Raw genomic sequence first — 25,472 nt, 5'->3', positions numbered from 1 at the left:
CACAGGCTCCACGGGACCCTCATACTCCAACCGATCGAACCGGTATGCCATACCGTTTCAATCCGCCGTCGAACGACGTCGACGGCGGGATCGGGACCCGGCAGCCTGTGGCTCGGCCACGCGGGTGGGAGCGGGGCTCCACTTTCCCGCCCCCGAGGGACCGGGGGCGTTGCGCACATGCAAGAGTAACAGGTGTGACCGAGCCGCAGCCAACCGAGTCCCCCGAACCCGCCGACCGGACGTTCGACGGCCCCGGAGGGGACAGCCTCGACACCGCGGGTAATACGGACAACGTCCGCGAGCTGGCCAGTGTTCCGAGCGTGGAGGTGATCAGCCGCGCCGGTGTGATGTTGATGTCGGCGGCCGCGGAGAAACTCGGGCTCGCCGAGGAGGACCCCGACACGGCCCCCGCGCGGGATCTGGACGAGGCCCGCCGACTGATCACCGCCCTGGCCGGACTGATCACTTCGTCCGTGGAGTATCTCGGTCCGCACGCGGGAGCCATGCGGGACGGGCTGCAGACCCTGCAACGGGCCTTCCGCGAGGCCTCGGCCGAGCCGGACCCGCCGGGCCAGGGGCCCGGGGAGAAGTACACGGGCCCGGTGCACTGACCTCCCCGCGGCGACCCCGGCGACGAGACGGATCAGTAGGTCAGGGTGGTCCGCACCGCCCGGTGGTCGCTGCCCGAGGTGTCGAGCACCTCGGAGGTGACGGGACGCATCGCGCGTGCGAGCACGTGGTCGAGGCGAACCACGGGGAAACCCGCCGGCCAGGTGAAACCGAACCCGTTGGTGGCCGAGGCCGCCCGCGCGGGAAGAACCCCGGTGAGCGTGTCCAGGGCACGATCCGTACCGGCGGTGTTGAGGTCACCGAGCAGCACCACCCTGCGGATCCTCTCCCCACGCACGGCTTCGGCCAACCGCTCCAGTGCACGATCGCGCCGTTCGACCAGGTCGGGACGCAGCGAGGGAAGGTGGACCGTGTACACGGCGGTCACCCCCTCGGGAGTGCGCACCGTGGCCCGCAGGGCGCGGCCCCATCCCAGCCCGAGGTCGACCGTACGGACCTCCGAGAGTGGGTAACGACTCCACAGCCCCACTGTTCCCACACTCGCGTGGTGGGGGTACTCCGAACCGAGTATCTCGGTGACCTCCTCACGGTCACCGTTGGTGACTTCCTGCAGACCGACCAGGTCCGAGCCCGTCCGGGCCAGTTGGCGCAGGGTCACCTCCGGTTCCCGGTTGTCTGCGTAGAGGTTCTGCGTGACGACCTCCAGGTGCCCCTCACCGGAGGCTCCGTCGGCCGGAAGCGAACGTCCGAAGACCAGCGCCCACACGAGCACGGGTACGAGCAGCAGCCCGGTGGCCCGACACCGTCCGAGCAAGGCGGGAACGAGGGCCAGTACGGGCAGCACCCCCAACCAGGGGATGACACTGTCCAGCAGGGTGCCGATCCCCAGCGGGTTCGGCACCAGACCGTGTCCCAGGAACAACACGGTGACCGCGCCCGCGAACAGGCCCAACAGGGTGTCCCTGGCACGCCAGGGACGTTTCTCCCCCCGGATCCGTCCGAGTATCCGCCGGGCAGCGGCAAGCATCCCCTGTGGGGACTCGGTCCCACGTTCCGTCCGACCCGCTGTGCGTTCCTGCCTCATCGGGAGAGAGTCTGCCGCACGAACCTGAGCGGAGAATGAGAGAACGGCACCCCGCCTCCGGTCCGTGCCGGCCGGGCGGGGCACCGTGTTTCACGGTCACCCGTCGAGGGCGGCCAGGGCGTCGACCTCCACCAACAGGCCGGGAGGTAGTCCGACGTAGACGGTGGTCCGCGCCGGGTAGGGCTCCCCGACCACCCGTGCGTAGGTTTCGTTCATCTCGGAGAAATGTGTCACGTCGGTGAGATAGACCCGCAACATGAGGACGTCCTCGACACCGGCTCCGGCCTCCTCGAGGACGGCGAGGACGTTGCGCAGTGCCCGCTCGGTCTGTTCGGCCACGGAATCGGAAACGGGTTTTCCGGTGGCGGGGTCGACTCCCGTCTGCCCGGACACCTGGACCAGGTTCCCCTTGCGCACTCCCTGGGAAAGGGGAACCCCCGCCGGGGGCCGTGGGGCCGCCGAGGTGGTCACGACACTTCTGGACATGTGTTTCTCCTTTCAGCGGATCAGTCTTTCCACCAACCGAGCTCGGCCGAGATCCGTTCGCAGGTCGCGGTCACCTCGTCACGCCAGCCGAGCAGCTCGTCGAAGTCCAGCAGCACTTTCGGCGCCGAGAGGGAGACGGCCGCGACGATCGTTCCCCGTGCGTCCCGCACCCCGGAGGCGAGGCAGTGCACGAACTCCTCGTGCTCACCACGATCGAGGGCACAGTTCTCGTCGGCGGCACGACGCACCTCCTCCAACAGCGTTCGCTCGTCGGTGAGGGTGTGGGCGGTCAGGGCCGGACGGTCCAGGGCGGTCACGAACTCCCGTCTGGACTCCTCCGGCACCCCGGCCATCAGGATCTTGCCGACCGCCGTGCAGTGCAGCGGCGCACGCGCCCCTATCCGGGAGTACATCCGCACCGGACGCGTGCTGTCCACCTTGTCCACGTAGACCACCTGGTCCCGTTCCCGAACGGCCAGATGCACGGTGTGACCGGTACGGTTCCCGAGTTCACGTAGGTGCTCACGGGCGACCTCGCGCACCTCGACGTCGTCCAGGGCTCGGTTGGCGAGGTCGAACAGCGCACTGCCCAGCTTGTACCGATGGGAGTCAGGCCGGTGCACGAAGCCCTCGTCCTCCAGGGAACGCAGCAGACGCATCGCGGTGGACTTGTGCACCCCCACCGTCTCGGCGAGCTGGTCGAGAGTCCGCGCGCCGTCCGCCAGGGCGTTCAGCAACGCGAGTCCCCGTCGCAGACTCTGACTCATTCCCGTCCCTTCCGGTTCCTGCCGAGCGGAGTCCCACCGGGGATCCCGGTGACCCCGCCTTCCGGCCGGTGCTCGGCGCGTTGACGCCCCCACGGCGACGTGCTAGACAGCATGCTAGCAATATATGCAATAACCATTGCGTTACATGCAATTGGAGGGTCGGTGCGGGCGGCGACCATGAACCGCACGGCGGTTCGCGAACTGCGACGGGAACGGATCGACTGGCGGTTCAAGGGAATGCCTGCCGAATCGTTCGGGAGCACGATCGAGCAGTTCCTCGAGAAACGCCCGACTCTTCGCGCCAGCGGTTTCGTGGGACCGCTGCTGCTGCTCGACCGAGCAGCCCTGGAGCACAACCTGCGGACGATGGCCGAGTGGTGCGCGCGTAACGGGGTGTTGCTGTGCCCGCACGGCAAGACGACCATGGCTCCCCAGCTCTTCCAACGCCAACTCGATCACGGCGCGTGGGGACTGACCGCGGCGAACACGAGTCAACTACGGGTGTACCGGGCCTTCGGGGTCAGCCGTGTCCTGCTGGCCAACCAACTGGTGGATCCGAGCGGACTGACCTGGCTCGCGGAGGAACTCGGCAGGGACCCGGAGTTCCGCTTCGGGTGTTGGGTGGACTCGCCGGAGAACGTGCGGATCATGACCGAGCACCTGACCGCCGCGGAATGCCGCGTACCGGTGGACGTGTTGGTCGAGCTCGGCGGGGTGGGCGGACGCACCGGAGCGCGCGGCGTCGAGCAGGCCCTGGAGGTCGCGCGAGCGGCCCATGACAGCCCCCGCCTGCGACTGGTGGGCGTGAGCGGCTACGAGGGAGCACTCGCCCACGATCTCAGCGACAGCGGGCTCGCCGCGGTGGACCGCTATCTGAGCACGATGCGCGAAACGGTCGAACGGATCGGTCGGGCGGGCCTGTTCGACGAGACCGAGGAGATCGTCGTCACCGCCGGAGGAAGTTCCTATTTCGACCAGGCGGCCGAAGCGCTCACCGCCTCGTGGGAACTGGACAGACCCGTACTCGCCGTGCTCCGCAGCGGCTCCTACGTCACGCACGACCACGGTCTCTACCGGACCATGTCCCCCTTCGGCCGTGCTCACCGTCTGGCCGGTCCCGAGGAACCGTTCCGTCCCGCGCTCCGGTTACTGGCGCAGGTGGCCTCCCGTCCCGAACCCGAACTGGCTCTGCTGACCCTCGGTCGGCGGGACGCCTCCTTCGACCAGGACCTCCCACAGCCCCACCGACTGCGCACCGCCGAGGGCGAGTTTCCCCTGCGGGACTGTCGAGTGACCGAACTGGCCGACCAGCACGCCTTCGTGGCCCTGCCTGCCGAATCGGGTGTCGAGGTCGGCCACTGGATGGAGTGCGGGCTCTCCCATCCCTGCACGGTGTTCGACAAGTGGCCGCTCATCCCCGTCGTCGAGGACGACGAGGTCGTGGACCTGGTGCGCACCTTCTTCTGATCCCGATCCGGTCGTTCCGGCAGAGACGATTCGTCGAACTTTGATCTAGTCCAGCTGGGAGACATGCGGCACACTACCCCGCACGAGATCAACCAACACCGTGTCGCGCCCCGCCCGGGCCGCACGCGGAGGACTCCGAGGAGGCCACGTGTCCCCTGCCGCCACTCGTCGTTTCTTCCTCTCCGCCCTCGGCACCACGGGAGTGCTCACCGCGCTGGGCTCGTCCCCGGCCCACGCCCGGCCGGACGGCCACCTGCGGGCCGCCTATCTCGGCAGTTTCGGATGGACCACCCCACCCGGAGAGGGGTTCGAGGTCGCCTGCCACGACACTCTCTCCGGAAGCCTGGTCCCACGTCGGGCGGTCCCCGGGGTCCCCGACGCCTCCTGGCTGGCCTTCTCCCCGGACGGGCGGGTGCTCTACACGACCAACGAACTCGTGCCGAACGGCTCCGTCACGGCGTTGAGCCTCGTCGATCCCCACGATCCGCGCCCGCTCAACACCCGTTCCACCGAAGGAGCGGGCCCCACCCACCTGAGCGTGCACCCGACGGGACGCTTTCTGCTGACGGCCAACTACACCGACGGCACGGTGGTCGTTCACCGTCTCCGGCAGGACGGAGGTATCGGGGAACTCACCGACCTGGTCCAGCACACCTCGACCGAACGTCCCCCCAGGGCTCACCAGGTGATCGTCGATCCGAGCGGTCGATGGGTCGTCGCCGTGGATCTCGGCGCCGACGCCGTCCACACCTACCGTCTGAACCTCGCGAACGGCACACTGCACCACAACAGCCAGCTCTCGGTGGCTTCCGGCAACGGCCCCAGACACCTGGCTTTCCATCCGAGTGGTCGACACGCCTATCTGGTCAACGAGCTGGCCAGCACGGTGACGGTACTGGACTGGCACGCCGCCGCGGGCGTGTTCACCCCCGGTGCCACCCTCGACACCCGGCCGGAGGGAGCCACGGGGGAGAACTATCCCGCGGAGGTCGTGGTGGACCGGCCGGGGCGTACCTGCTATGTCACCAACCGGGGGGACGACACGGTGGCCGTGTTCGCCCTTTCCGAGCACGGTGCCCGTCTCCGTCTCGTGGACAGTGTTCCCACGGGGGGTGAGTGGCCGCGACACTGCACGTTGGATCCCGGACAACGCTGGATGTACGTGGCCAACCAGAACTCCGGCACGGTCACCCGTCTGGCCCGGAACACGGTGACCGGGAAGCTGGGAGCGGTGATCGACAGCGCCGAGGTCGCCGGAGCCGCCGTGCTGGCTTTCCGACCCTGAGGAAGGGGCCGGAACACGTCCTTGCGGAGAGATCCGCCCACGGGCCCGCTCGTACCGACCGCGGTTCCGTGCCCCGGCACGGAACCGCGTGACCGTGGCCGCTTCCGGAGAACTCCCGTTCCCGTCACGCTGCCGTGAACCTCACCGTTCCGGGCACTCGCAGTCGCCACCGGTCTAGACCTTGTGTCCGCTCCACGCCCCGCCTAGCATCAAGCACATTGCACAGAACAGAACGAACGTTGCATTCCACGCAACGGAGGTGTCATGCGGTTCTGGAAGACGGCAGCCGTGGTCGTGGCCGGGGCACTGCTGGCCGGTTGTGGCCCACCACAGGTGGACCAGGGAGCGTCCGGAGAGGACAAAAGCACCGGGACCCTGCGTGTGTGGCTGTTCGACGAAGCCAACCGCGACCCCAAGGAAGAGGTGGTGAACGCGGCGGTACGTGAGTTCGAGGGCGAGCACGAGGACGTCACCGTCGACGTGCGCTACATAGCCGTGGACACCCGCTCCGAACGGTTCACCGGAGCCTTCAACGACCCCTCCAGCGCCCCCGACGTGGCCGAGTTCGGCAACACCGACCTGGCCAGCTACGTCGCCGCGGGAGGACTGGCCGAACTCGACACCATGCTCGGGAACTGGCCGGCGGCGCAGGACCTCTCCGAGTCGGTGCTGGAAACGGCCCGCACGGACGGAAAGACCTACGGGGTTCCCTGGTTCACCGGAGTACGCGCCCTCTACTACCGCACGGACGTGTTCGAGGAACTCGACCTCGACCCCCCGCGCACCCTCGGCGAGATCGCCGAGAAGGCACGCCGTGTCCGGGCCGCACGGCCGGACATGTACGGCATCGCGACCGGTGGCAAGTACACCTACGCGATGATGCCGTTCATCTGGGCGCACGGCGGAGAGCTCGCCCGTGGTGAGGGCGCGACGTGGGAGTCGGCCGTCGACGAACCCGCCGCCCGTGCGGGAATAGAGGCCTACACCGAGCTGCTGGAGCCCGACGTCTGCCCGCCGGAGCAGTGCGCCCAGCTGACCGGCACGGAAAGCGTGCAGGCCTTCGCCGGGGGCAAGGCGGCGATGACCATCGGGGGAGACTTCAACCGCGCGGCCGTGGACGCGGGGGCGGCCGGTGACCACTACGACGTCGTCCCGCTTCCCGGTACCGAACCCGGCGAGATCGCCCCCGCCTTCGCGGGAGGGAACCTGCTGGGAGTACTGCGCTCCTCGGACCGGTCCTCACTGGCCAAGGAGTTCATCCGGGTACTGGCGGGAAAGAAGTACCAGCGTGACATGTACGAGGCGATGGGATACCTGCCCACCTTCGAGGACGTGCAGAACCAGGTGTCCTCGGAGGACCCGACGGTACGCCCCTTCGTCGAGACGCTGCAGGCGGGAACCAGGTTCGTTCCGGCCACACCCGCCTGGTCCGAGATCGACGCCCAGGAGATCCTGCCGACCATGGTCCAGCGCATCGTCACCGAGGGCGAACTCGGCCCCGCCACCGCGGAAGCCGCCCGACGCATGAACGACACGTTCCGGGAGTGAGAACCCCACGATTCGGAGACGAGTTCCGCCCATGACCGCCCAGTCGACCCTCACCCCACAACGGGACGGCGCACCAGAACCCTCCGGAGGATCCGTACGCCCTCGCCGTGCGCACCGAGGACAGGCGCGGACCGCCGCCCTGTACCTCACCCCCGCCGGGATCGTACTGGTCTCGGTGATGGCCTACCCCCTCTACCAACTCGTCCAGCTCTCGCTGTACGAGTACGGGCAGGCACAGGCCAGTGGGGGAGCTCCCCTGGAGTTCCTCGGGCTCGGGAACTACACCCAACTGTTGGGTGACCCACGGTTCTGGATGGTGTTGCTCAACACCTGCGGATTCGCCGCGGTCTGCGTGGCGGGCAGCCTGGCCGTCGGAATCACCCTGGCCGTGTTGGCGAGCAGGGTCCGTCAGCTGCCGCGCGCACTGCTGTTCCTGGCCGCCCTGGGGGCGTGGGCCACCCCCGCCGTGGCCGGGTCCACGGTCTGGCTGTTCCTGTTCGACCAGGACTTCGGACTGGTCAACGAGGTGCTCACCGGGATCGGCCTCACGGGTATGGAAGGGTTCTCCTGGACCTACGACCGGTTCGTCGCCTTCGCCCTGGTGGCGGGCGAAGTGATCTGGTGCTCCTTCCCCTTCGTCATGGTGACCATGTACGCGGGCATCAAGGCGATCCCGGAGGAGATGGTCGAGGCGGCCTCGCTGGACGGGGCCTCCACCTGGCGGACGGCACGCAGCGTGCTGCTGCCGATGCTGCGTCCTCTGCTGGTCATCGCCACCATCCAGTCGATCATCTGGGACTTCAAGATATTCACCCAGATCTACGTGATGACCGACGGCGGTGGCGTGGCGGGACAGAACCTGGTGCTCAACGTCTACGCCTACCAGGAGGCCTTCGCCGGGTCCAACTACGGGCTCGGTTCGGCCATCGGAGTGGTGATGACCGCCCTGTTGCTGCTGATCACGGTGATCTACCTGCGCGTGCAACGAGGAACCGGGGAAAACGCATGACGACCGCGACCCGTACCGCCCCCACCACGGGCCGGAGAAGGAAACAGCTGTTCAGGCGACCTGGCCGGACCCTGGCTGAGATCACCACGGTGCTCGTGGCCGCGGTGGTGGCCTTCCCGCTCTACTGGATGCTGCTCACCGCGTTCAAACCGCGCGGACAGATCCAGTCCACCGATCCGCGTCCGTGGACGCTGTCGCCCACCCTGGAGAACTTCCGTCGGGTGTTCACCGTGAACGACTTCGGCCGCTACTTCCTGAACAGTCTCCTGGTGGCCGGAGTCGTGGTGGTGGTGTCCCTGGTGGTGTCCTTCCTGGCGGCGGTGGCCCTGACCAGGTTCCGTTTCCGCGGCAGAACGGTACTGCTGGTGATGATCCTGACCGCACAGATGGTTCCGGTCGAGGCGCTGACCATCCCGCTGTTCTTCCTGATGCGCTCCGTGGGGGAGGTGGCCCCCTGGTTCGGGCTGAACCACCTGGGGTCACTGGTGCTGGTGCACCTGGCCTTCAGTCTTCCGTTCGCGATCTGGATGTTGCGCGGGTTCGTCGCGGCCGTGCCGGCCGAACTCGAGGAGGCCGCGACCCTGGACGGTGCGAGCAGGTTCCGGTTCACCTGGCAGGTGCTCTTCCCGTTGGTCGCTCCGGGGCTCGTGGCGATGAGCGTGCTGTCGTTCATCCACGCCTGGAACGACTTCCTGTTCGCCAAGACCTTCATCATCTCGGCCACCGAGAACCAGACCCTGCCGCTGGCCGTTCTCGTGTTCTTCAAACCCACCGGCAACGACTGGGGAGCCATCATGGCCGGTTCCACGTTGATGACGATTCCGGTGCTGGTCTTCTTCGTACTGGTCCAACGTCACCTGGTGTCCGGAATAGCCGGGGCGGTGAAGGAATGAGCGCCCCCGTCGCCACACTGGACTCGGTCGTCCCGCGCCCGGCGCACATCCGAGCGGGCTCCGGGGTGTTCACCCTGCGGGAGGAAACGACGCTCTCCGGAGAGCCGCGAACGGTGGGTTGGTTCCGGGACACGGTGGGGCGTGCCACCGGCCTGCCTCTGCGCGAGGTGGCGGAAGGAGACATCGTCTTCCGTCTCGACCCGGAGCGCGTGCCCCACCGGGAGGGGTACCGGATGGAGATCACCGCCACGGGGATCGAGGTGCTGGCCCATGACCCGGCGGGCGCCCATCACGCGGCACAGACGGTGCGACAACTGCTCGGCCCCCCGGCCTGGCGCCGTTCCCCCGTCGGTGCCGGCCCGTGGCGGATTCCCTGTGGCGAGATCGCCGACGCCCCCCGGTTTCCGTGGCGGGGCTGTCATCTGGACCTGGCCCGCCACTTCCTGCCCAAACGCGAAATCCTCCGTTTCGTCGAGCTTCTCTCCGCACACAAGCTCAACGTGCTGCACCTGCACCTCACCGACGACCAGGGGTGGCGCATCGAGGTACCGGGGCTGCCCCGGCTGACGGAGGTCGGGGCCTGGCGGAGGGGTTCCCAACTCGGAGCGGGGCCACGAGCCGGTCACCTGTCCCGCCCGCACGGGGGGTACTACACCACCGCGGATCTCCTCGAGATCGTCTCCTACGCGGCCGAACACCACGTCACCGTGGTGCCGGAGGTGGACGTACCCGGCCACTGTCAGGCAGCCCTGGCCTCCTATCCGTGGCTGGGGACCGACCCGGACAGGCAACTGGAGGTCTGGACGTCCTGGGGGGTCAGTGAACACGTGCTCAACGCGGAGGAAGCCACCGTGGACTTCTTCAAACGCGTGTTCGACCACGTGCTCGCGACGTTTCCGGCCGAGGTCGTCTGTGTCGGCGGGGACGAGGTCCCCACCACCGAGTGGGAGAACAGTCGGAGATGTGTGGCCCGGAGCCGCGCGTTGGGACTGTCCGAACCGGCGCGCCTGCACGGGTGGTTCCTCCGACGGATGATCGACCACCTGCACGGGCGGGGGCGGAGAGCACTGGGCTGGGACGAGATCCTCGATGCCGGTGAGGATCCTCCCGCCGGCAGCATCGTCGCCTCCTGGCGCGGCGAACACGGTGGCGTCCGGGCCGCCACGGGCGGCTACGACACGGTCATGTGCCCCGAACAGCCGGTGTACCTGGACCACCGACAGTCCGACGACCCCAGGGAACCGGTTCCGGTGGGTTTTCTCAGCACTCTCGAGGACGTCTACTCCTACGAACCCGTTCCACAGGGAGTTCCCGCGGAGAGCGCCCACCGTGTTCTCGGCACCCAGGCCCAGGTGTGGACCGAGCACCTGGACACACCGTCCAGAGTGGATTACGCGGCTTTTCCGCGCCTGTGTGCGCTCGCGGAGGTGGCCTGGTCCGAACCGGCCCGAAGGGAGTTCGCGCGTTTCCACCGGCGACTGAGCATGTACCACCTGCCCAGGCTGGAGGCCTTCGGTGTCGAGTTCCGCCCCTTGGGGGGACCCCACCCGTGGCAGACCCGGCCGGACATACCCGGCAACCCTCGGTGAGCTCTCCTCCGGAGGCACCACTCGGAACGGACTCTCAGGGGATCACTCTGGACAGCACCGCACGGAAAGCGTCCCGGTGCACACTGGCCGGATCCGCGGCCAGGTACCCGCCCACCTCGGTCACGAACCCCGTGGGAGTCATCGGCGGCGCGGGAACGGTCCCCGGCGCCTCGCTGGCGGTTATCTCACCCGCACGGCTGGGGTACAGCACCAACGCACCCACCACCTCGATGTCCTCCAGCAACTCACGGTAGGCGGCGATCCCCTCGGGAAGCCGGGTTCCTCCCCCGCGGAAAACGCTCCCGTTCCGGCGCAGCGTGCCGTCGGCGTCGACCGTGTAGTGCCCCGGAAGCCACATCTTGGACTCGATGAGCACCAGTCTTCTGCCGCAGAGCACCGCGTGGTCGATATCGGCGAACACCGATCCGGGCCAGGACAGCCCGTGGAATATCTTGACTCCCGGTAACCGGGTCAGGTACTTGTCCAGCAGTTCCGCGGTCAGCCTCTCCCCGTGTTCTCCCCGCACCCCGGCCGGTTCCCCGAAAACGGTGCACCGTCCGAACTCCGTGATGAACGCGCGGTCCTCGGCCGCGGCAGGCAGGTACTCGGGTCCGTAGCGGTAGGCCCCGGCCACCACGATCGCCGGCATCAGCCACAGCACCAGCAGTACCGGCCAGACCTCGCTGACCAACACCACCGGCAACAGCAGTGCCCACCCTCCGACCACACTCGCCGTCACCCCTCCCCGGTAGGAGGCGCGCGGGATGTAGCGCACAGGTTGTTTCGGGTTCACCGCGTGCCACCACGGCAATCGGTCCACATCGAGCTCCGGGGTGGGAGGCACGAAGTGCGGATCGGCCCCGAAGTCCCTGCGGCTGCGGCGTGTGAAACCTCGGCGGCGAAAAGCCGCGGGGCCGCCCGCCGGCTCCCGTGCTCGCCCGTCCAGTTCCCCACGGTCGTAGGCCGCACGGCGGTCCGGATCGCTGAGCGTCTCGTAGGCTTCCTGGAGATTCCGGAAAGTACCGGCCGTTCCGCCGGCGTCGGGATGCATGACACGAGCAAGCGACCGGTAAGCCGACTTGATCTCCGCCGCCGACGCGTCCCGAGCCACTCCGAGCAGCTCGTAGTAGTCGACCCCGCTCACGCTACGCGTCCACCTTCCGTTCCGGCACCGTGACGATACGGGCGCCGGTCTCCCGTCCCGTCACGGACTCGGCGCCCAGCCGATCATCGGGCAGAAAACACGTATCATCCGTCCGGCAGTACCGGACTGTCGGGTGGCGACAGCGTACACAGTGTCCGGAGCCCACCGCGAGACTCCATCGTGGTGATCAACGTCCGGAAGAATCGGACGTTCCTCGTCGAGGCCGGCCCCGGAACCGCCCGCCACGGGAGCGGGAAAGGCCACCGGCTTTTCCATCCCCCCTCCGGGAGGAACCGGGACTGTTCGAAACTCCCGGTGCTGGCCCGGGGGGTTCGGTCCCGCCCGGGCCAGCACCTCCGAGGAGTGCCCGTCCGTGCTCGGCGAGCGGATCTCAACGGGTGATCGCCCCGTGTTCCTCCAGCACCGGGGCCAGGTACCGGCCGGTGTGGCTGCTCTCCACGCGGCACACCTGTTCGGGCGTGCCCTGGGCGACGAGAGTCCCCCCGCCGTCACCGCCCTCCGGGCCCAGGTCCAGCAGCCAGTCGGCCATCTTGATGACGTCGAGGTTGTGCTCGATGACGATCACGGTGTTGCCCTTGTCGACCAGCCCGTTGATCACGCCCAGCAGCTTCCGGATATCCTCGAAGTGCAGTCCCGTGGTCGGCTCGTCCAGGACGTAGATGGTCTGTCCGGTGGAACGTTTCTGCAGTTCGCTGGCGAGTTTGACCCGCTGGGCCTCACCCCCCGACAGCGTCGGCGCGGGTTGCCCCAGACGCACGTAGCCCAGCCCCACGTCGACCAGCGTCCTGAGGTGGCGATGGATCGCGGTGATCGGCTCGAAGAACTCGGCCGCCTCCTCGATCGGCATGTCCAGCACCTCGGCGATGCTCTTGCCCTTGTAGTGCACCTCGAGGGTCTCCCGGTTGTACCGGGCTCCCTTGCACACCTCGCAGGGCACGTACACGTCGGGCAGGAAGTTCATCTCGATCTTCAGGGTGCCGTCACCGGCACAGGCCTCGCAGCGCCCCCCTTTGAGATTGAACGAGAACCGCCCCGGCTGGTATCCGCGCACCTTGGCTTCGTTGGTGGCGGCGAACAGCTTGCGGATACGGTCGAAAACCCCGGTGTAGGTGGCCGGGTTGGAACGCGGCGTACGACCGATCGGGGACTGGTCCACCTGGACGAGCTTGTCCACCCGCTCCAGCCCCCGGAGTCTCTTGTGCCGTCCGGGAACCGTGCGTGCCCCGTTCACCTTGTTCGCCAACGAGGAGGCCAGCACGTCGTTGACCAGGGTGGACTTGCCCGAGCCCGAAACACCGGTCACCCCGATCAGGCAGCCCAGCGGAAAGGAGACGTCGATCTCACGCAGGTTGTTCTCCCGTGCGCCCACCACGGTCAACTGGCGTTTCGGATCGCGGGGGCGCCGAGCGGTGGGAAGCTCGATGCGCCTGCGTCGGGACAGGTAGTCGCCGGTCAACGAGTTCTCGTTGTCCAGCAGCTCCCGCACGGGACCCGCGTGCACCACGCGACCGCCGTGCTCACCCGCCCCGGGGCCGATGTCGACCACCCAGTCCGCGCTGCGTACCGTGTCCTCGTCGTGCTCGACGACGATCAGGGTGTTCCCCAGGTCGCGCAGCCGGTTCAGAGTACCCAGCAGCCGGTGGTTGTCCCGCTGGTGCAACCCGATCGACGGCTCGTCCAGCACGTACAGCACTCCCACCAGACCGGAGCCGATCTGGGTGGCCAGCCGGATACGCTGGGCCTCTCCTCCGGAGAGGGTGCCCGCGGGACGGTCCAGCGACAGGTAGTCCAGCCCGACGTCGAGCAGGAAACCGAGTCTGGCCTGCACCTCCTTGAGCACCCGTCCGGCTATCATGCGCTCACGCTCGTCGAGTACCAGACCTTCGAGGAACGTCGAGCAGTCCCGCACGCTCAGCGCACTGACCTCGGCGATCGACTTCTCACCGAGCTCGGAGTTCTCCACGGTCACGGCGAGGATCTCCGGCTTGAGCCTGCTGCCCGCGCAGGAGGGGCACGGCACGTCGCGCATGTACCCCTCGTACTTCTCCCTGGCGTAGTCCGACTCGGTCTGCTCCAGCCTGCGCTCCAGGAAGGGAATGACGCCCTCGTAGGCGGCGTAGTACGAACGTTGCCTGCCGTAACGGTTCCGGTAGCGCATGTGCACCTGGTCGTTGGTGCCGTGCAGTACCGCCTTCTTCACCTTGGTGGACAGCCGCTTCCAGGGGGTGTCCATGCGGAACCCGAGGGATTCGGAAAGCGCGGTCAGCATTCTGGTGAAGTACTCGGCGGTGTTCCCGCCGTTCCACGGGGCGATCGCCCCCTCGGACAACGACAGGTCCTCGTCGGGGACGATCAGCTCCGGATCCACCTCCTTGCGGATCCCCAGTCCCGCGCATTCCGCGCACGCGCCGTAGGGAGAGTTGAACGAGAAGGCCCTGGGTTCCAGCTCCTCCACCCCGAAGGGGTGCCCGTTGGGGCAGGCGAAGTTCTCCGAGAACTTGCGTTCCCGCTGGCCCTGCTGCTCGTCGACGTCGACGAACTCCAGCACGACCAGTCCGTCCGCCAGTCGCAGCGCCGTCTCGACGGAGTCGGTCAGCCGCTGCTTGGCACTCGGTTTCACCGTGAGCCGGTCCACGACCACGGCTATGTCGTGCTTCTCCTGCTTCTTCAACGTGGGAGGGCTCTCCAGCGGGTAGACCTCCCCGTCCACGCGCACACGCGCGTAGCCCTGGGTCTGTAGCTGCTCGAACAGATCCACGTACTCGCCCTTACGGCCCCGCACCACCGGTGCCAACACCTGGAACCGGGTGCGTTCCGGCATCTCCAGCACCTGGTCCACGATCTGCTGCGGGGTCTGCTTGCTGATGGCCTCCCCGCATTCGGGACAGTGGGGCCGCCCCGCGCGGGAGAACAACAGACGCAGGTAGTCGTGTACCTCGGTGATGGTGCCCACCGTCGACCGCGGGTTCCTGCTCGTCGACTTCTGGTCGATCGACACCGCCGGGGAAAGACCCTCGATGAAGTCCACGTCCGGCTTGTCCATCTGCCCCAGGAACTGTCTGGCGTAGGCCGACAGCGACTCGACGTAGCGGCGCTGTCCCTCGGCGAAGATCGTGTCGAAGGCCAGGCTCGACTTGCCCGACCCGGACAGGCCCGTGAAGGCGATGAGACTGTCCCGCGGAAGATCGAGATCTATTCCGCTCAGGTTGTGCTCCCGCGCGCCGCGAACGACTAGCCGGTCAGCCACTCGGAAATCCCTTCGCACAGTGCGTGGTCAATGCGGATGCACACGTGGCGCCCGGTCACCGTAGGCCACCGACGCCGTTTCCCGTCCCCGTGGATCCCGCTCGACCGGGCGAGCGGTCGTGCGGCGGGAACCGGGCACGGCACCCCATGCTAGGGCAGGGGGCCGACAGACGGTCCGGCACGAGCGGTCACCGGGAAGCGGAAGGAACCCCTCGGTCAACGCCTCCCCCGGAACGGAAATTCCGGTGCGGCGCCCCCGCCCGGACGTCGCGCTCACCTCACGACGGTACACGCACACCCTACCGCCGAGGCCGTGACCGGACTTACCCTCGACCGCACCGAGTGCGCACCCGAAAACCGACAGTGCTCGACGCTCACTCGGGCCAGCGAGCTCGCACCATCCCCTCGGAAGGAGGAACATGGTCGATCTCGAGTTCCGTTCGGGAGACGGACGAGACACCGTCGAGCCGATCGGGACGAACCGGCTCATCGCGGCGGTCCAGGGGGCCACGAGTACGCTGCTCAGCACGGTCGAGGCCATGGACGAGGTCACCGTGCACGCCCCCAGCCTGCTTCCCGGGTGGAAACGGGCCCACGTGATCACCCATCTCGCCCGTCACGCGGACGGTTGCGTGAACCTGCTCACCTGGGCGCACACCGGTGTCGAACACCCCATGTACCCCAGCGCCGAGGACCGGGACGCCGACATCGCGGAAGGTGCCCACCGCAGCCACCGGCTGCTGTTCGAGGACCTGGCCGCCTCGGCCGGACGCTTCTTCGAAGCCGCCCGGGGGCTGCATGCCCAGGACTGGCACACCGAGGTGGTGATTTCCCCCGGCAAACCGGTTCCCGCCTACGAGGTGCTGCGCAGACGCCTGCTCGAGGTACGGGTGCATCTGGTCGACCTCGACTACGGGCCCGGTTTCGCGGACATCCCCCGGGGGGACCTCGAAACCCTGCTCAACGACACCGTCCGCCAACTCGTCGGCAGACCGGACGTACCGCCGTTGTCGATGACAATCGAGTTCGACGACGGAAGCAGTACCGTCTGGGAACTGGGCGAGGCGCGGAACGAACGCCGCAGGGTCCGGGGCAGGGCCGACAGGGTCCTGGGGTGGCTGCTGGGACGCACCGGCCCGGACGAACTCACCGGTTCACCGCCCACGCTGCCGCCGTGGCTGTGAGCCCTTCCGCCCCGGTGGTCGTTAGGCTCGGCGGTGTGGAGATCCAGGAACACTACACCGGACACGTACAGCCCGGAGGGGCCGCCGCCCGCAGGCGGCTCGACGCGTTGACCGTCACCAAGGTCTCCGTGGGACCGATGGACAACAACGCGTACCTGCTCACGTGCAGAAACACCGGGGACGCGCTGTTGGTCGACGCGGCCAACGACCCCGAACGCCTGGCCGACCTGCTCGGACACGACGAGGACCGCCCGCGCCTGCGGACCATCGTGACCACCCACCAACACCCGGACCACTGGCAGGCGCTCGGGTCCCTGGCGGGACAGACCGGCTCCTACACGGTGGCCCATCCCGCCGACGCGCAGCCACTGCCGGTGCCTCCGGACCACGAGGTCGAGCACGGGGACACCGTGACGGTGGGGGACTGCTCCCTGGAGGTCATCCATCTGCGTGGCCACACTCCCGGTTCGATCGCTCTGCTCTACCGCGACCCCAGCGGGCATCCCCACCTCTTCACCGGCGACTCCCTGTTCCCCGGGGGCGTGGGCAAGACCAACTCCCCCGAGGACTTCCGGTCGTTGATCGACGACGTGGAGAACCGGGTGTTCGCGGTCCTGCCCGACGACACCTGGTTCTATCCGGGACACGGGGACGACTCCACCCTCGGTGCCGAACGGCCCAAACTGGCCGAGTGGCGCGAGCGCGGCTGGTGACCGCCTCACGGGGACACCGAGGCGGAACCCGCCGAAGAAGCGTGCGCGGCCCCGTTCCGTGAACGAACACCCCGGTGGGTCCCGTGAGACGACACGGGACCCGCCGGAGCGGAAATCACTCCCCCAGGCCGTGGATTCTGCGAGACTGCACCGGTGGTCGCGGCGCTCGTGGTACTGCTCGGCTCCCTGCTGACGGCCCAGTCCGCCCCGTGCCCGTATCCCGACGGCCCCGGTGTGCCGCCCCGAGCGGAACTCCACGTGGTGCAGTACAACATCCATTCCGGCCGGGGCCCCGACGGAAGGGCGGATCTGGAGCGCACCGCCCGAACCCTCGAAGCCCTGCGTCCCGACGTGGTCGGGCTGCAGGAGGTGGATGTGCACTGGTCGGCGCGCAGCTCCTGGCGTGACCAGGTCGCCGCGCTGGCCGAGCGGCTGTCGATGCGGGCGTTCTTCGCTCCCGTGTACACCCTGCCTCCTCCCGGCCCGGACTCCCCGCCCCGCCGGTTCGGGACGGCGGTGTTGAGCGCCCTGCCGATCGTCGAAACGACCAACCACCGCATGACCAGGGTGAACTCCCTCCGTCCGGAACAGCCCCCTCGTCGGCGGCCCGGTTTCGCCGAAGTCGTCCTCGACCTGGAGGGCACCCGTCTGCACGCCTACTCCGCCCATCTGGACCACCGCCCCGACCCGCGGATACGGCGCAGACAGGTTCGGGAAGCGCTACGTACCCTCGCCGCGGATCCTGCCGGGGAGCCGACCGTGCTGTTCGGGGACCTGAACGCGCCGGCTCGCGCTCCGGAACTGGCGCCGCTGTGGAGACGACTGCGGACGACGGAACCTCCTCCGGGAAGGCCCACCTACCCGACGCGCGAGCCCCGGGTCCGTATCGACCACATCGCCGTGTCACCGCAGATCACGGTCTCGTGTTCCGCGACCCCGTGGAGTGGGGCCTCAGACCACCTTCCGGTGGTCGCTGGCCTTTCCGTCCCGCCAGGCGAACACGGACAGTAATGTCGTGCTTCCCGGGACTCCGGAACGAAAGTCACTTCACCCCCCCGCGTTCGGCGCGTTCGAGACCGTCGCGGCAGGCTCTGGCGATCCGACGGCCGCGCCGCAACCGTTCCAGCAGCCCCAGTGGCGTGAGCCGTCGGTCCGGATCCCCCTCACGGCTTCGCACCACGAACCCCTCCGGACGGCAGTCCCCGAACAGTCGCCAACTCTCCCACCGTTCGAAGTCGGGAGCGGTGTAGTCGTGGCCGAAGAGCGTCCCCGTGTCGAAGCACGGAACCTCCGCCCCGTCCAGGGCGGTACAGGACACCCGCTCGGATCTCGCACCGTGGAGGGCCACGTTCCGTATCCGCACTCCGGCGGGCTCGGCACGGAGCAGCAGGGCGTGCTCCGCCGGAGCGGAACGGGGCGGCTGTTCCAGCACCTCGTCCGTGCCGGTCAGTTCCAGCAGCAGCCGTGGTGTCCACCACCAGTTCTCCCTGCGGTCCAGTGCGCTGTCGGCGAGCACCCGGCTGGGTGGGTACTTGGTCAACTCCTGGTCAAGCAGCTCGTCGAGGAACACCCGACCGGAGCGGTCCTCGGTGAGCACCACCGTGCCGTACGCGACGAGAGCCCCGGTCGCGCCTCCGAGGGATCGCCGGTCCGTGACGGCCACGCCGACCCGTCCGGCGGTGGCGATTTCCCGGGCCAGCCCCAAGTGGCAGTACGGCAGGGCCACACAGGGGGTGCCCGACCTCAGCAGCGGGGTCACGGCGATCCCGTTCGGACGCCCGTTCGCGTCCACCCAGCACAGCTCAGCCGTCCACGCCCTCCGCCAGGTCGACCGGAACTCCCGCACCGACACACATCCTTCCACTCTGGTGTGTCCCCCGAATGGGAGATAGTCTCCGCCAGTGGCTTGTACCACGCCGTCGGAGAACACGGCCACGCCGGAGGAGTGAGACATGCCCGCGATCGTCCCGGCACTGGTCGTCCTGGGTCTCTTCGCCCTGGGCTACCGCTACTACTCGTCCTATCTGGCCCGGCGTGTGTACGCTCTGGACTCCGCGTTCGTCACCCCCGCCCACAGCCGACACGACGGCGTCGACTTCGTACCGACCAACAAGCACGTGCTGTTCGGCCACCACTTCACCTCCGTGGCGGGAGCCGCTCCCATCGTCGGGCCCGCGATAGCGGTGTTCTGGGGATGGGGTCCCGCGTTGCTGTGGATCACCCTGGGAACACTCCTGGCCGCCGGGGTGCACGACATGGGGTCGCTGGTGGTCTCGGTCCGGCACAGGGCCCAGAGCATCGGGGTCGTGGCCAGGGACGTGATCGGGCGGAGGGCCAGGACCCTGTTCCTGCTGATCATATTCTTCCTGCTCACCCTGGTGAACGCCGTGTTCGCCGTGGTCATCGCCAATCTGTTCGTGGCCAACCCGGCGGCGGTCCTGCCGGTGCTGTTGCAGATCCCCCTGGCCATCGGGATCGGCCAGTACGTCTACCGCACCCGCTCCTCGGCCTTCCTGCCCTCGGTGGTCGGGGTGATCGTGCTCTACCTGACGATCCTGCTCGGGACCCGCTTGCCCATCACGGTGGAACCGCTGGCCGAGTTCCTCGACGTGGGGCAGCGCACCCTGTGGGTCGTTCTCCTGTTCGCCTACACCTTCGTCGCCTCCCGGCTGCCGGTGTGGCTACTGTTGCAGCCGCGGGACTACATCAACTCGCACCAACTGTTCATCGGACTCGGGGTCATCCTGCTGGGCATCCTCGTCGGCTTCGACCGGATGGCCGCCCCGCTCGTCAACGACGTGCCGGACAGCGCGCCCAGCTGGTTCCCCTTCCTGTTCGTGACCATCGCCTGCGGAGCCGTCTCCGGATTCCACAGTCTGGTCTGCTCGGGGACGTCGTCGAAACAGCTGCACCGCGAGACCGACGCCCGCTACATCGGGTACCTGGGAGCCCTCAGCGAGGGAACGCTGGCCGTGGCCGCCGTGCTCGCCGTGACGGCCGGGGCCGTCGGCTCCACGGCGGAGTGGAACGAGCTCTACGCGAGCTTCGCGAAGGCCTCCGACGGAGCGACGCAGAACTTCGTGGAGGGCGTGGCCGGATTCGCGAACAACCTCGGACTGCCCGTCAGCATCGGAGTCGTGTTCGCGACCATCGTGGTGATCAGCTTCGCCGCCACGACCATGGACACCGGGGTTCGACTCCAGCGTTACGTCGTCCAGGAGATCGGGGAGATAACCCGAGTCTCGGTCCTGTCCCGGAACATGACCGTGGCCACCTCGGTGGCCGTGGCCGTTCCACTGGCCATGGCCCTGCTGCCCGGAGGGGGAGAGAAGGGCTACACCTTCGGTGTTCTCTGGCAGCTGTTCGGCACCACCAACCAGCTCACGGCCGGTCTCGCCCTGGCGGTGGTGGCGGTCTGGGTGACCAAGAACGGGCGCAATCCGCTGGTGGTGCTGTTCCCCCTGCTGTTCCTGCTGGTGATGACCACCTGGGCGTTGGTACTGAACCTGGTGGAGTTCCTCGCACAGGGCCAGTGGGTGCTCGCCCCGCTGGACACCGTCATCTTCCTGCTGGCGGTGTGGCTGATCGTCGAAGCGGCCGTGGCGCTGCGTCGTGCCGCCCGGGGACGAACCCAGTCCGGTGACACGGAACCCACCACACCCCGGGACCCCGTTTCCTGAGACCGAAAAGCAGGCGCCAGCCCCGGTGGACGCGTCTCACCGCGCCACCACGACCGGACAGGGTGAGTGGTGCAGCAGGGTTTGACTGGTCGAGCCCAGCAACAACCCGGCCAGCCCTCCCCTCCCACGGGCACCGACGACCAGCAGCCGGGCGTTCCGGGCCTGCTCCAGCAGCAGCCGCGCGGGCTTGCCGTAGACGACGAGTTCGTGCACCACCACGTCCGGATAGTCGGCCCGCCACCCGGCCAGCACCTCGGACATCAGCCGTTCCTCGTCGGCCCGCACCGAGTCCCAGGTCCGTTCGGCCTGCTCCCTGGTCCACAGTTCTCCCACCACCAGGTCGTGCCAGGCGTGCACAGCCGTCAACGACGCCGATCTCGACGAAGCCGCCTCGAACGCCCACCTCAGCGCGGGCTCACCCGCTCTGGAGCCGTCCACGCCCACCACAACGGGCCGGTCCACGGCTTCGGCCCCCTCGTCGGGTTCCCGGATCACCGCCACCGGGGTCTGACCGTGCTGGCACAACGCGATCGCCACCGACCCCAGTATCACCCCACTGAAGCTGCCCAGCCCCCTGCTGCCGACGACCACGAGCCGCGCCGTACTGGACTCGTCCAGCAGCACCGTGCGGGCCGAACCGGTGCGAATCCCCGTTTCCACCCGGATCTCAGGGGCTTCCGCCGCCGCGATCTCCTCGGCGCTGCGCAGCCAGTCCCGGATGAACTCCCGGGCGGTCTCGTTGGCCGACTCAGGGGCGGAGGTCCCCAGCGTGTCCGGGACGTAACTCAGCGCGGAGACATCGGCGTGCACCACACGCAGCGGGGCCGCGCGGTAGGAGGCCTCACGGGCCGCCCAACGCACGGCCTCGAACGAGGTGGGCGAGCCGTCCAGCCCCACCAGAACCGGCCTGGTCGTCGAGTTCGACATCTGCTGACTCCGGGATTCTCGGCTGCCCCGACGAGGTGCTCGTTGGCAGAGAGGTTCCCGTGCGCACCGGAGACGAAACACCACCCCACCCCGGTACTCGTCCGAGGGGTCCGGGCAGGGCCAGAACGAGGTTCGGGAACACCGCAACGGTTCCGCCTCTGTTCGTGGCCCCGGCGGGTGTGCGATCATCGCGCGTATCACACGGACAGAGGTTGTGCCGGAACAACCCCGGCCGGTAAGCGCCGGTTCCGACAGTGAACAATACGGATGAGGACACGCGTCGCCGGCGCCCGTGAACACCGTGTCCCTCGGTCGCGACACGGACGGCCTCGGTGTCGAGGCGGCTGCGGCGGTTCGGCAGCGTGTGGCCTTTCGGCGGCGGGCTACGATGCCGACAAGGGAAGGACCGAGGTGGATACCGAGATCGCGCAGACCGACGACCTTCGGCTCGTCGCGCTGCAGAGCGCCGTGAACTGCACCGACATGTTCGTCCGTTTCACGCTGAGCGAATGGTCACTGCGCCCCATGTCGGAGGAGGCCGCGCAGGCGGCGACCCACTTGGTTTCCGTGGTCGTCAACCACTCCGACGCCCAGGCTCCCGGTTTCGTCTCCGTCCGGCTACGGATCCACGGCAACAACCTGGTCATCGAAGTGGAGGACGAGGCGGGAGTGCTGCCCGGCACGGTCCCCGAGGATCCCGCTGGCACGCGGGTGGAGGTGTTTCCCTCCGGAAGGGGCCGGATCGCACGGTGCGAGCTGGAGCTTCCGCGTGGGATGCGTGCCTCCGACGTGCCGCTTCCCCGTCGCGATCCGAAACGGACGAGTCCCTCCGAACAACGGAGTGAACCGGACTCGGAGGACTTCGACCCGCAGGTCATGGAGCGGCTGCTGTCGAGTCTCAGCAAACGGGGCGGTCAGCGGCCCTCGCACGAGTGAGCCGGCGCGGTTTCTTGGCGAGCCGACATGGTGGTGACCAGTGACGGTGGGTGGCGGCCCGCTCGCCCCCGTGATCCCGAAGCTCCGCGGGAGGACCGGCTCGCCAGGATCGCCGTGTACGGCACGCTGCGTAGCGACTCCTCCGCCGCCGACCTGCTGAGACCGCTGGTCGGTGCGCGGGAGCAGGACGTCCTGCTGCCGGGGGTGCTGTACGACACGGGACACGGTTATCCGGCCCTGGTGCTCGACGCTTCCCGTCACGGGGAGACTCCGCGACCAGGAAGGGGAGTGCCCGCCGAGGTGTACCGGCTGCACGACCCCGCGACGGCGTTGCCGATACTGGACGACTACGAGGGCCCGGAGTACGAACGCCGCGTCCTGCGGCTCGCCCCCGACCGTCCGTGCTGGGTCTACCTGTGGCGTGCTTCCGTGACCGGGATGACCGAACTGCCGGGGGGTTGGTCCACGACACGCTGAGCCTCGCCCGGCGCACGAGCGGACCTTCCGACCGGTATCCACCACCCCCGTGGCCCGGGTGTTCCGGTGCGGCGGAACGGGTACCCCGACCGCGATCCCCACTTCACGCGTGGGAGACGAACGCTCCGGAGGCCACGATGACGACGATCGCTTTCCTGGGAACCGGCACCATGGGTGCTCCGATGGCACGCAACCTGCTCGAAGCCGGCTTCGATGTCCGGGTCTGGAACCGTACCGCGGCCAGGGCGGAACCGCTGGGTTCGGCGGGTGCCACGGTGGCAGGCACGCCGGAGGAGGCGGCCGGGAACGCGGACGTGCTGGTGAGCATGCTGCTGGACGCGGAGGCGACCGTGGAAACCGGGAAGGCGGCGGTCCCGGAACTGGCCTCCGAAGCGATCTGGGTACAGATGGGAACCATCGGCCTCAGTGGAATGGACCGCGCCCGGAAGGTCGCAGAGGGAACCCCACTGGTCGACGCTCCCGTGCTCGGGACCCGTGCCCCGGCGGAGGAGGGGACGCTGACGGTACTGGCTGCCGCTCCCCGACGGATCCGCACCGCGCTACGACCGATCTTCGACGCGGTGGGGCGAGACACCGTGTGGGTCGGTGAGGATCCCGCCAGAGCCGAAGCGACGAGACTCAAACTGGCGGTCAACAGCTGGATACTCAGCCTGACCAACGCGGTCGGTGAGTCGATGGCGCTGGCCGAACACCTCGGCGTGGACCCGACCCTGTTCCTGGGAGCCATCGAGGGCACGGCCACCGACTCCCCCTACGCCCACCTGAAGGGATCGGCGATCCTGAACGGAGAGCTCGCTGCCTCGTTCACCGTCCACGGAGCGGGCAAGGACGCCGATCTGGTCCTCGAGGCGGCCGACCACCACCTGCGGATGGATCTCGTGGCCGCCGCGCGGCAACGCTTCGCCCGTGCGGAACAGGCCGGGTACGGGAACTCGGACATGGCCGCGGCCTACTACGCCTCGTTCGGACCGGACGGGCCCCACACCTCACGGTGAAGCGGCCTGTCCGGTGTTGCCGGACTGCCGGCCTCGCGACCTCATCGGCCACGCAGCCGCCACATCCGGACCAGCACGGCCGATCCCGCCAGCACGGCCGCCAGTAACGCGGCGCCGAACTCGGTCAGCACCAACAGCGTCACGGAAAGCGCCATCGCCACCCCGGCGAGCACGAGCAGTGGTGAGATCCCACGCCAGACGGATCGCGGGGTTCCCTCGGCCAACCCCCGTGCCAGCTCCGGGTCCTCCTCGGTGAGCCGGCTCTCGATCTCTTCCAGGCTGCGGCGTTCGTGTTTGTCCAACATCGCCGACCTCCCGGCAACGCTGCCTGTCCACTCCCCTCCGGCAGCACCAGTGTCACACTCCCGTACCCCCGGGAGCCAGGCACGGAATCGCGGGGGAACTCAGTGGGTGCGGCCCTGTTCCGCAGGGCCGCACCCACTGCTCGGCTCAGGAGGAGAAGTCGAGCACCAGTCGGCCGCGAGTCCCTCCGGCCTCCAGCAGCCGGTGAGCCTCGGCCGCCTGTTCGGCGGGCAGCACCCGGGCGACCCGCAGGCTCAGCACCGACCGCTCGGCCTGGTGACGCAGTTCGTCCAGGGCCGCGTTGTCCTCGGCGGCTTCGACGACCAGCACTCTGTGCACCGTGATGTCACGGCCGGGATCCCCTTTCCAGCCACGCACCACGGCCAGCCCGCCGCCGTCCCGCACGGCAGGAGCCACCGCCTCGTTCAGCACGGCACCGTCGGCGACACCGTCGACCCCCTCGGGCACCAGCTCCCGGATCCGCTCGGCCACGTCCTCCCCTCGGCGCACCACCCGATCGGCACCGAGGTCCCGCACCAGCCGCTCGTCGGCCTCGGAGGCGTCACCGATCACGTGCAGCCCCTGCTCCTTGGCGAGCTGGATCACATAGCCGCCGAACGCTCCTGCGGCTCCGGTAACGGCCAGCGTGGATCCGGCCGGAAGGGCCAGCTGACGCAACGCCAGATGCGCGGTGAGCCCGTTCATGGGCAGTGTGGAGGCAGCGGCGAAGTCGGTTCCCGCCGGAACGGGCGCCACCGAGGCCGCCGGAACGACGATCTCGTCCGCGTACGCCCCTCCGCGCGGGAGGATCGGCACCACCACGGCCATGACCCGGTCCCCCACCCGCGGGGAGTCGACGTCCTCGCCGACCGCGCTGACCACCCCCGCGGCATCCATACCGGGAATGTAGGGGGGTTCCAGCCCGTCGGTGCGGTGTTGTCCGGCCCGCAACGCCGTGTCGGTGGGATTCACGGTGGCAGCGTGCACCCGGATCCGAACCTCTCCCCTTCCCGGACGGGGCTCGGGGACGTCCAGGACACGCAATTTCTCGGGACCGCCGAACTCGGTCACACCCACTGCTCGCATACCGGACTCAACCAGCGAGACGGTAATGACATTCCCACGGC

23 protein-coding genes are annotated in these 25,472 nt (G+C 68.5%); 14 read left to right on the top strand and 9 right to left on the bottom strand.

What is annotated here, in order from left to right; all coding sequences use genetic code 11:
• Positions 1-194: 194 nt before the first annotated feature.
• Positions 195-611 carry a DUF1844 domain-containing protein gene (locus tag ACTMO_RS0108160; protein WP_019854193.1) on the top strand — a complete coding sequence of 139 codons (417 nt, stop codon included), beginning with the start codon at positions 195-197 and terminating at the stop codon, positions 609-611.
• Between the two features lie 32 nt (positions 612-643).
• Here the strand turns inward: ACTMO_RS0108160 and ACTMO_RS0108155 are convergent, their stop codons facing one another.
• The 3 genes from ACTMO_RS0108155 to ACTMO_RS0108145 all read right to left on the bottom strand — a co-directional run bounded on the left by ACTMO_RS0108155 (position 644) and on the right by ACTMO_RS0108145 (position 2,907).
• Positions 644-1,654, bottom strand: coding sequence for an endonuclease/exonuclease/phosphatase family protein (locus ACTMO_RS0108155; protein WP_026448989.1), 1,011 nt, complete (start codon positions 1,652-1,654; stop codon positions 644-646).
• 96 nt (positions 1,655-1,750) lie between these two features.
• Positions 1,751-2,140, bottom strand: a complete 390-nt coding sequence (locus ACTMO_RS0108150) for a RidA family protein (protein WP_019854191.1) — start codon at positions 2,138-2,140, stop codon at positions 1,751-1,753.
• A 20-nt stretch (positions 2,141-2,160) separates the two neighbouring features.
• On the bottom strand, positions 2,161-2,907 hold the full coding sequence (locus ACTMO_RS0108145; RefSeq protein WP_019854190.1) for an IclR family transcriptional regulator: 747 nt from the start codon (positions 2,905-2,907) through the stop codon (positions 2,161-2,163).
• Positions 2,908-3,069: 162 nt separating this feature from the next.
• Between ACTMO_RS0108145 and ACTMO_RS0108140 the strand changes: the two genes are divergently transcribed.
• The 6 genes from ACTMO_RS0108140 to ACTMO_RS0108115 all read left to right on the top strand — a co-directional run bounded on the left by ACTMO_RS0108140 (position 3,070) and on the right by ACTMO_RS0108115 (position 10,698).
• The gene (locus ACTMO_RS0108140; protein WP_019854189.1) at positions 3,070-4,374 is read left to right on the top strand and encodes an amino acid deaminase; all 1,305 of its coding nucleotides are present in this window, start codon (positions 3,070-3,072) and stop codon (positions 4,372-4,374) included.
• A 148-nt stretch (positions 4,375-4,522) separates the two neighbouring features.
• Complete coding sequence (locus ACTMO_RS0108135) at positions 4,523-5,659, top strand: lactonase family protein (protein ID WP_019854188.1); 1,137 nt, start codon at positions 4,523-4,525, stop codon at positions 5,657-5,659.
• 264 nt (positions 5,660-5,923) lie between these two features.
• Entirely contained in the window at positions 5,924-7,207 is a 1,284-nt protein-coding gene (locus tag ACTMO_RS0108130) for an extracellular solute-binding protein (protein ID WP_019854187.1), read from the top strand.
• Positions 7,208-7,238: 31 nt separating this feature from the next.
• Positions 7,239-8,216 carry a carbohydrate ABC transporter permease gene (locus ACTMO_RS0108125; protein ID WP_019854186.1) on the top strand — a complete coding sequence of 326 codons (978 nt, stop codon included), beginning with the start codon at positions 7,239-7,241 and terminating at the stop codon, positions 8,214-8,216.
• On the top strand, positions 8,213-9,109 hold the full coding sequence (locus tag ACTMO_RS0108120) for a carbohydrate ABC transporter permease (RefSeq protein ID WP_019854185.1): 897 nt from the start codon (positions 8,213-8,215) through the stop codon (positions 9,107-9,109). The genes ACTMO_RS0108125 and ACTMO_RS0108120 overlap by 4 nt, the downstream gene beginning before the upstream one ends.
• Entirely contained in the window at positions 9,106-10,698 is a 1,593-nt protein-coding gene (locus ACTMO_RS0108115) for a beta-N-acetylhexosaminidase (RefSeq protein ID WP_019854184.1), read from the top strand. Before ACTMO_RS0108120 ends, ACTMO_RS0108115 begins: the two co-directional genes overlap by 4 nt.
• A gap of 34 nt (positions 10,699-10,732) precedes the next feature.
• On the opposite strand, the gene ACTMO_RS0108110 is transcribed toward ACTMO_RS0108115, so the two are convergent.
• Positions 10,733-11,842 carry a J domain-containing protein gene (locus tag ACTMO_RS0108110; protein WP_019854183.1) on the bottom strand — a complete coding sequence of 370 codons (1,110 nt, stop codon included), beginning with the start codon at positions 11,840-11,842 and terminating at the stop codon, positions 10,733-10,735.
• 391 nt (positions 11,843-12,233) lie between these two features.
• A complete protein-coding gene (gene uvrA / locus ACTMO_RS0108100; RefSeq protein WP_019854181.1) occupies positions 12,234-15,110 on the bottom strand; it encodes an excinuclease ABC subunit UvrA in 2,877 nt (958 codons plus the stop codon).
• 418 nt (positions 15,111-15,528) lie between these two features.
• On the opposite strand from uvrA, the gene ACTMO_RS0108095 reads away from it, so the two are divergent.
• The 3 genes from ACTMO_RS0108095 to ACTMO_RS20735 all read left to right on the top strand — a co-directional run bounded on the left by ACTMO_RS0108095 (position 15,529) and on the right by ACTMO_RS20735 (position 18,017).
• Positions 15,529-16,293 carry a maleylpyruvate isomerase family mycothiol-dependent enzyme gene (locus tag ACTMO_RS0108095; protein ID WP_019854180.1) on the top strand — a complete coding sequence of 255 codons (765 nt, stop codon included), beginning with the start codon at positions 15,529-15,531 and terminating at the stop codon, positions 16,291-16,293.
• Between the two features lie 35 nt (positions 16,294-16,328).
• Positions 16,329-17,006, top strand: a complete 678-nt coding sequence (locus tag ACTMO_RS0108090) for an MBL fold metallo-hydrolase (protein ID WP_019854179.1) — start codon at positions 16,329-16,331, stop codon at positions 17,004-17,006.
• A 153-nt stretch (positions 17,007-17,159) separates the two neighbouring features.
• Positions 17,160-18,017, top strand: a complete 858-nt coding sequence (locus tag ACTMO_RS20735) for an endonuclease/exonuclease/phosphatase family protein (RefSeq protein WP_019854178.1) — start codon at positions 17,160-17,162, stop codon at positions 18,015-18,017.
• 31 nt (positions 18,018-18,048) lie between these two features.
• Here the strand turns inward: ACTMO_RS20735 and ACTMO_RS0108080 are convergent, their stop codons facing one another.
• Positions 18,049-18,852 carry a hypothetical protein gene (locus ACTMO_RS0108080; protein WP_026448987.1) on the bottom strand — a complete coding sequence of 268 codons (804 nt, stop codon included), beginning with the start codon at positions 18,850-18,852 and terminating at the stop codon, positions 18,049-18,051.
• Between the two features lie 106 nt (positions 18,853-18,958).
• Here ACTMO_RS0108080 and ACTMO_RS0108075 point away from each other — a divergent pair, with 106 nt between their 5' ends.
• Positions 18,959-20,686 (top strand): carbon starvation CstA family protein, encoded by a 1,728-nt coding sequence (locus ACTMO_RS0108075; protein WP_019854176.1) that lies wholly within the window; start codon positions 18,959-18,961, stop codon positions 20,684-20,686.
• A 36-nt stretch (positions 20,687-20,722) separates the two neighbouring features.
• On the opposite strand, the gene ACTMO_RS0108070 is transcribed toward ACTMO_RS0108075, so the two are convergent.
• Positions 20,723-21,613: a universal stress protein gene (locus ACTMO_RS0108070; protein ID WP_019854175.1), complete on the bottom strand. Its 891-nt coding sequence runs from the start codon at positions 21,611-21,613 to the stop codon at positions 20,723-20,725.
• Between the two features lie 411 nt (positions 21,614-22,024).
• Between ACTMO_RS0108070 and ACTMO_RS0108065 the strand changes: the two genes are divergently transcribed.
• The 3 genes from ACTMO_RS0108065 to ACTMO_RS0108055 all read left to right on the top strand — a co-directional run bounded on the left by ACTMO_RS0108065 (position 22,025) and on the right by ACTMO_RS0108055 (position 24,042).
• Positions 22,025-22,549 (top strand): hypothetical protein, encoded by a 525-nt coding sequence (locus ACTMO_RS0108065; RefSeq protein ID WP_019854174.1) that lies wholly within the window; start codon positions 22,025-22,027, stop codon positions 22,547-22,549.
• Positions 22,550-22,576: 27 nt separating this feature from the next.
• On the top strand, positions 22,577-23,026 hold the full coding sequence (locus ACTMO_RS0108060; protein WP_019854173.1) for a gamma-glutamylcyclotransferase family protein: 450 nt from the start codon (positions 22,577-22,579) through the stop codon (positions 23,024-23,026).
• Between the two features lie 137 nt (positions 23,027-23,163).
• The gene (locus ACTMO_RS0108055; RefSeq protein ID WP_019854172.1) at positions 23,164-24,042 is read left to right on the top strand and encodes an NAD(P)-dependent oxidoreductase; all 879 of its coding nucleotides are present in this window, start codon (positions 23,164-23,166) and stop codon (positions 24,040-24,042) included.
• 41 nt (positions 24,043-24,083) lie between these two features.
• Here the strand turns inward: ACTMO_RS0108055 and ACTMO_RS0108050 are convergent, their stop codons facing one another.
• Positions 24,084-24,347, bottom strand: coding sequence for a DUF3040 domain-containing protein (locus ACTMO_RS0108050; RefSeq protein WP_019854171.1), 264 nt, complete (start codon positions 24,345-24,347; stop codon positions 24,084-24,086).
• A 145-nt stretch (positions 24,348-24,492) separates the two neighbouring features.
• The gene (locus ACTMO_RS0108045) at positions 24,493-25,431 is read right to left on the bottom strand and encodes an alcohol dehydrogenase catalytic domain-containing protein (protein ID WP_026448986.1); all 939 of its coding nucleotides are present in this window, start codon (positions 25,429-25,431) and stop codon (positions 24,493-24,495) included.
• Positions 25,432-25,472: the final 41 nt, after the last annotated feature.

The organism is Actinopolyspora mortivallis DSM 44261 (assembly GCF_000384035.1).
Taxonomy (GTDB): domain Bacteria; phylum Actinomycetota; class Actinomycetes; order Mycobacteriales; family Pseudonocardiaceae; genus Actinopolyspora; species Actinopolyspora mortivallis.
This window is presented reverse-complemented; position numbering and strand designations above follow the sequence as displayed.

Excerpts from the sequence above, each read along its gene's own strand:
- ACTMO_RS0108130 (WP_019854187.1), top strand. The coding sequence starts at position 5,924 with ATGCGGTTCTGGAAGACGGCAGCCGTGGTCGTGGCCGGGGCACTGCTG.
- ACTMO_RS0108145 (WP_019854190.1), bottom strand. The coding sequence starts at position 2,907 with ATGAGTCAGAGTCTGCGACGGGGACTCGCGTTGCTGAACGCCCTGGCG.
- ACTMO_RS0108115 (WP_019854184.1), top strand. The coding sequence starts at position 9,106 with ATGAGCGCCCCCGTCGCCACACTGGACTCGGTCGTCCCGCGCCCGGCG.
- ACTMO_RS0108070 (WP_019854175.1), bottom strand. The coding sequence starts at position 21,613 with ATGTCGAACTCGACGACCAGGCCGGTTCTGGTGGGGCTGGACGGCTCG.
- ACTMO_RS0108155 (WP_026448989.1), bottom strand. The coding sequence starts at position 1,654 with ATGAGGCAGGAACGCACAGCGGGTCGGACGGAACGTGGGACCGAGTCC.
- ACTMO_RS0108075 (WP_019854176.1), top strand. The coding sequence starts at position 18,959 with ATGCCCGCGATCGTCCCGGCACTGGTCGTCCTGGGTCTCTTCGCCCTG.
- ACTMO_RS0108095 (WP_019854180.1), top strand. The coding sequence starts at position 15,529 with ATGGTCGATCTCGAGTTCCGTTCGGGAGACGGACGAGACACCGTCGAG.
- ACTMO_RS0108050 (WP_019854171.1), bottom strand. The coding sequence starts at position 24,347 with ATGTTGGACAAACACGAACGCCGCAGCCTGGAAGAGATCGAGAGCCGG.
- ACTMO_RS0108125 (WP_019854186.1), top strand. The coding sequence starts at position 7,239 with ATGACCGCCCAGTCGACCCTCACCCCACAACGGGACGGCGCACCAGAA.
- ACTMO_RS0108045 (WP_026448986.1), bottom strand. The coding sequence starts at position 25,431 with ATGCGAGCAGTGGGTGTGACCGAGTTCGGCGGTCCCGAGAAATTGCGT.
- ACTMO_RS0108150 (WP_019854191.1), bottom strand. The coding sequence starts at position 2,140 with ATGTCCAGAAGTGTCGTGACCACCTCGGCGGCCCCACGGCCCCCGGCG.
- ACTMO_RS0108055 (WP_019854172.1), top strand. The coding sequence starts at position 23,164 with ATGACGACGATCGCTTTCCTGGGAACCGGCACCATGGGTGCTCCGATG.
- ACTMO_RS0108120 (WP_019854185.1), top strand. The coding sequence starts at position 8,213 with ATGACGACCGCGACCCGTACCGCCCCCACCACGGGCCGGAGAAGGAAA.
- ACTMO_RS0108060 (WP_019854173.1), top strand. The coding sequence starts at position 22,577 with ATGGTGGTGACCAGTGACGGTGGGTGGCGGCCCGCTCGCCCCCGTGAT.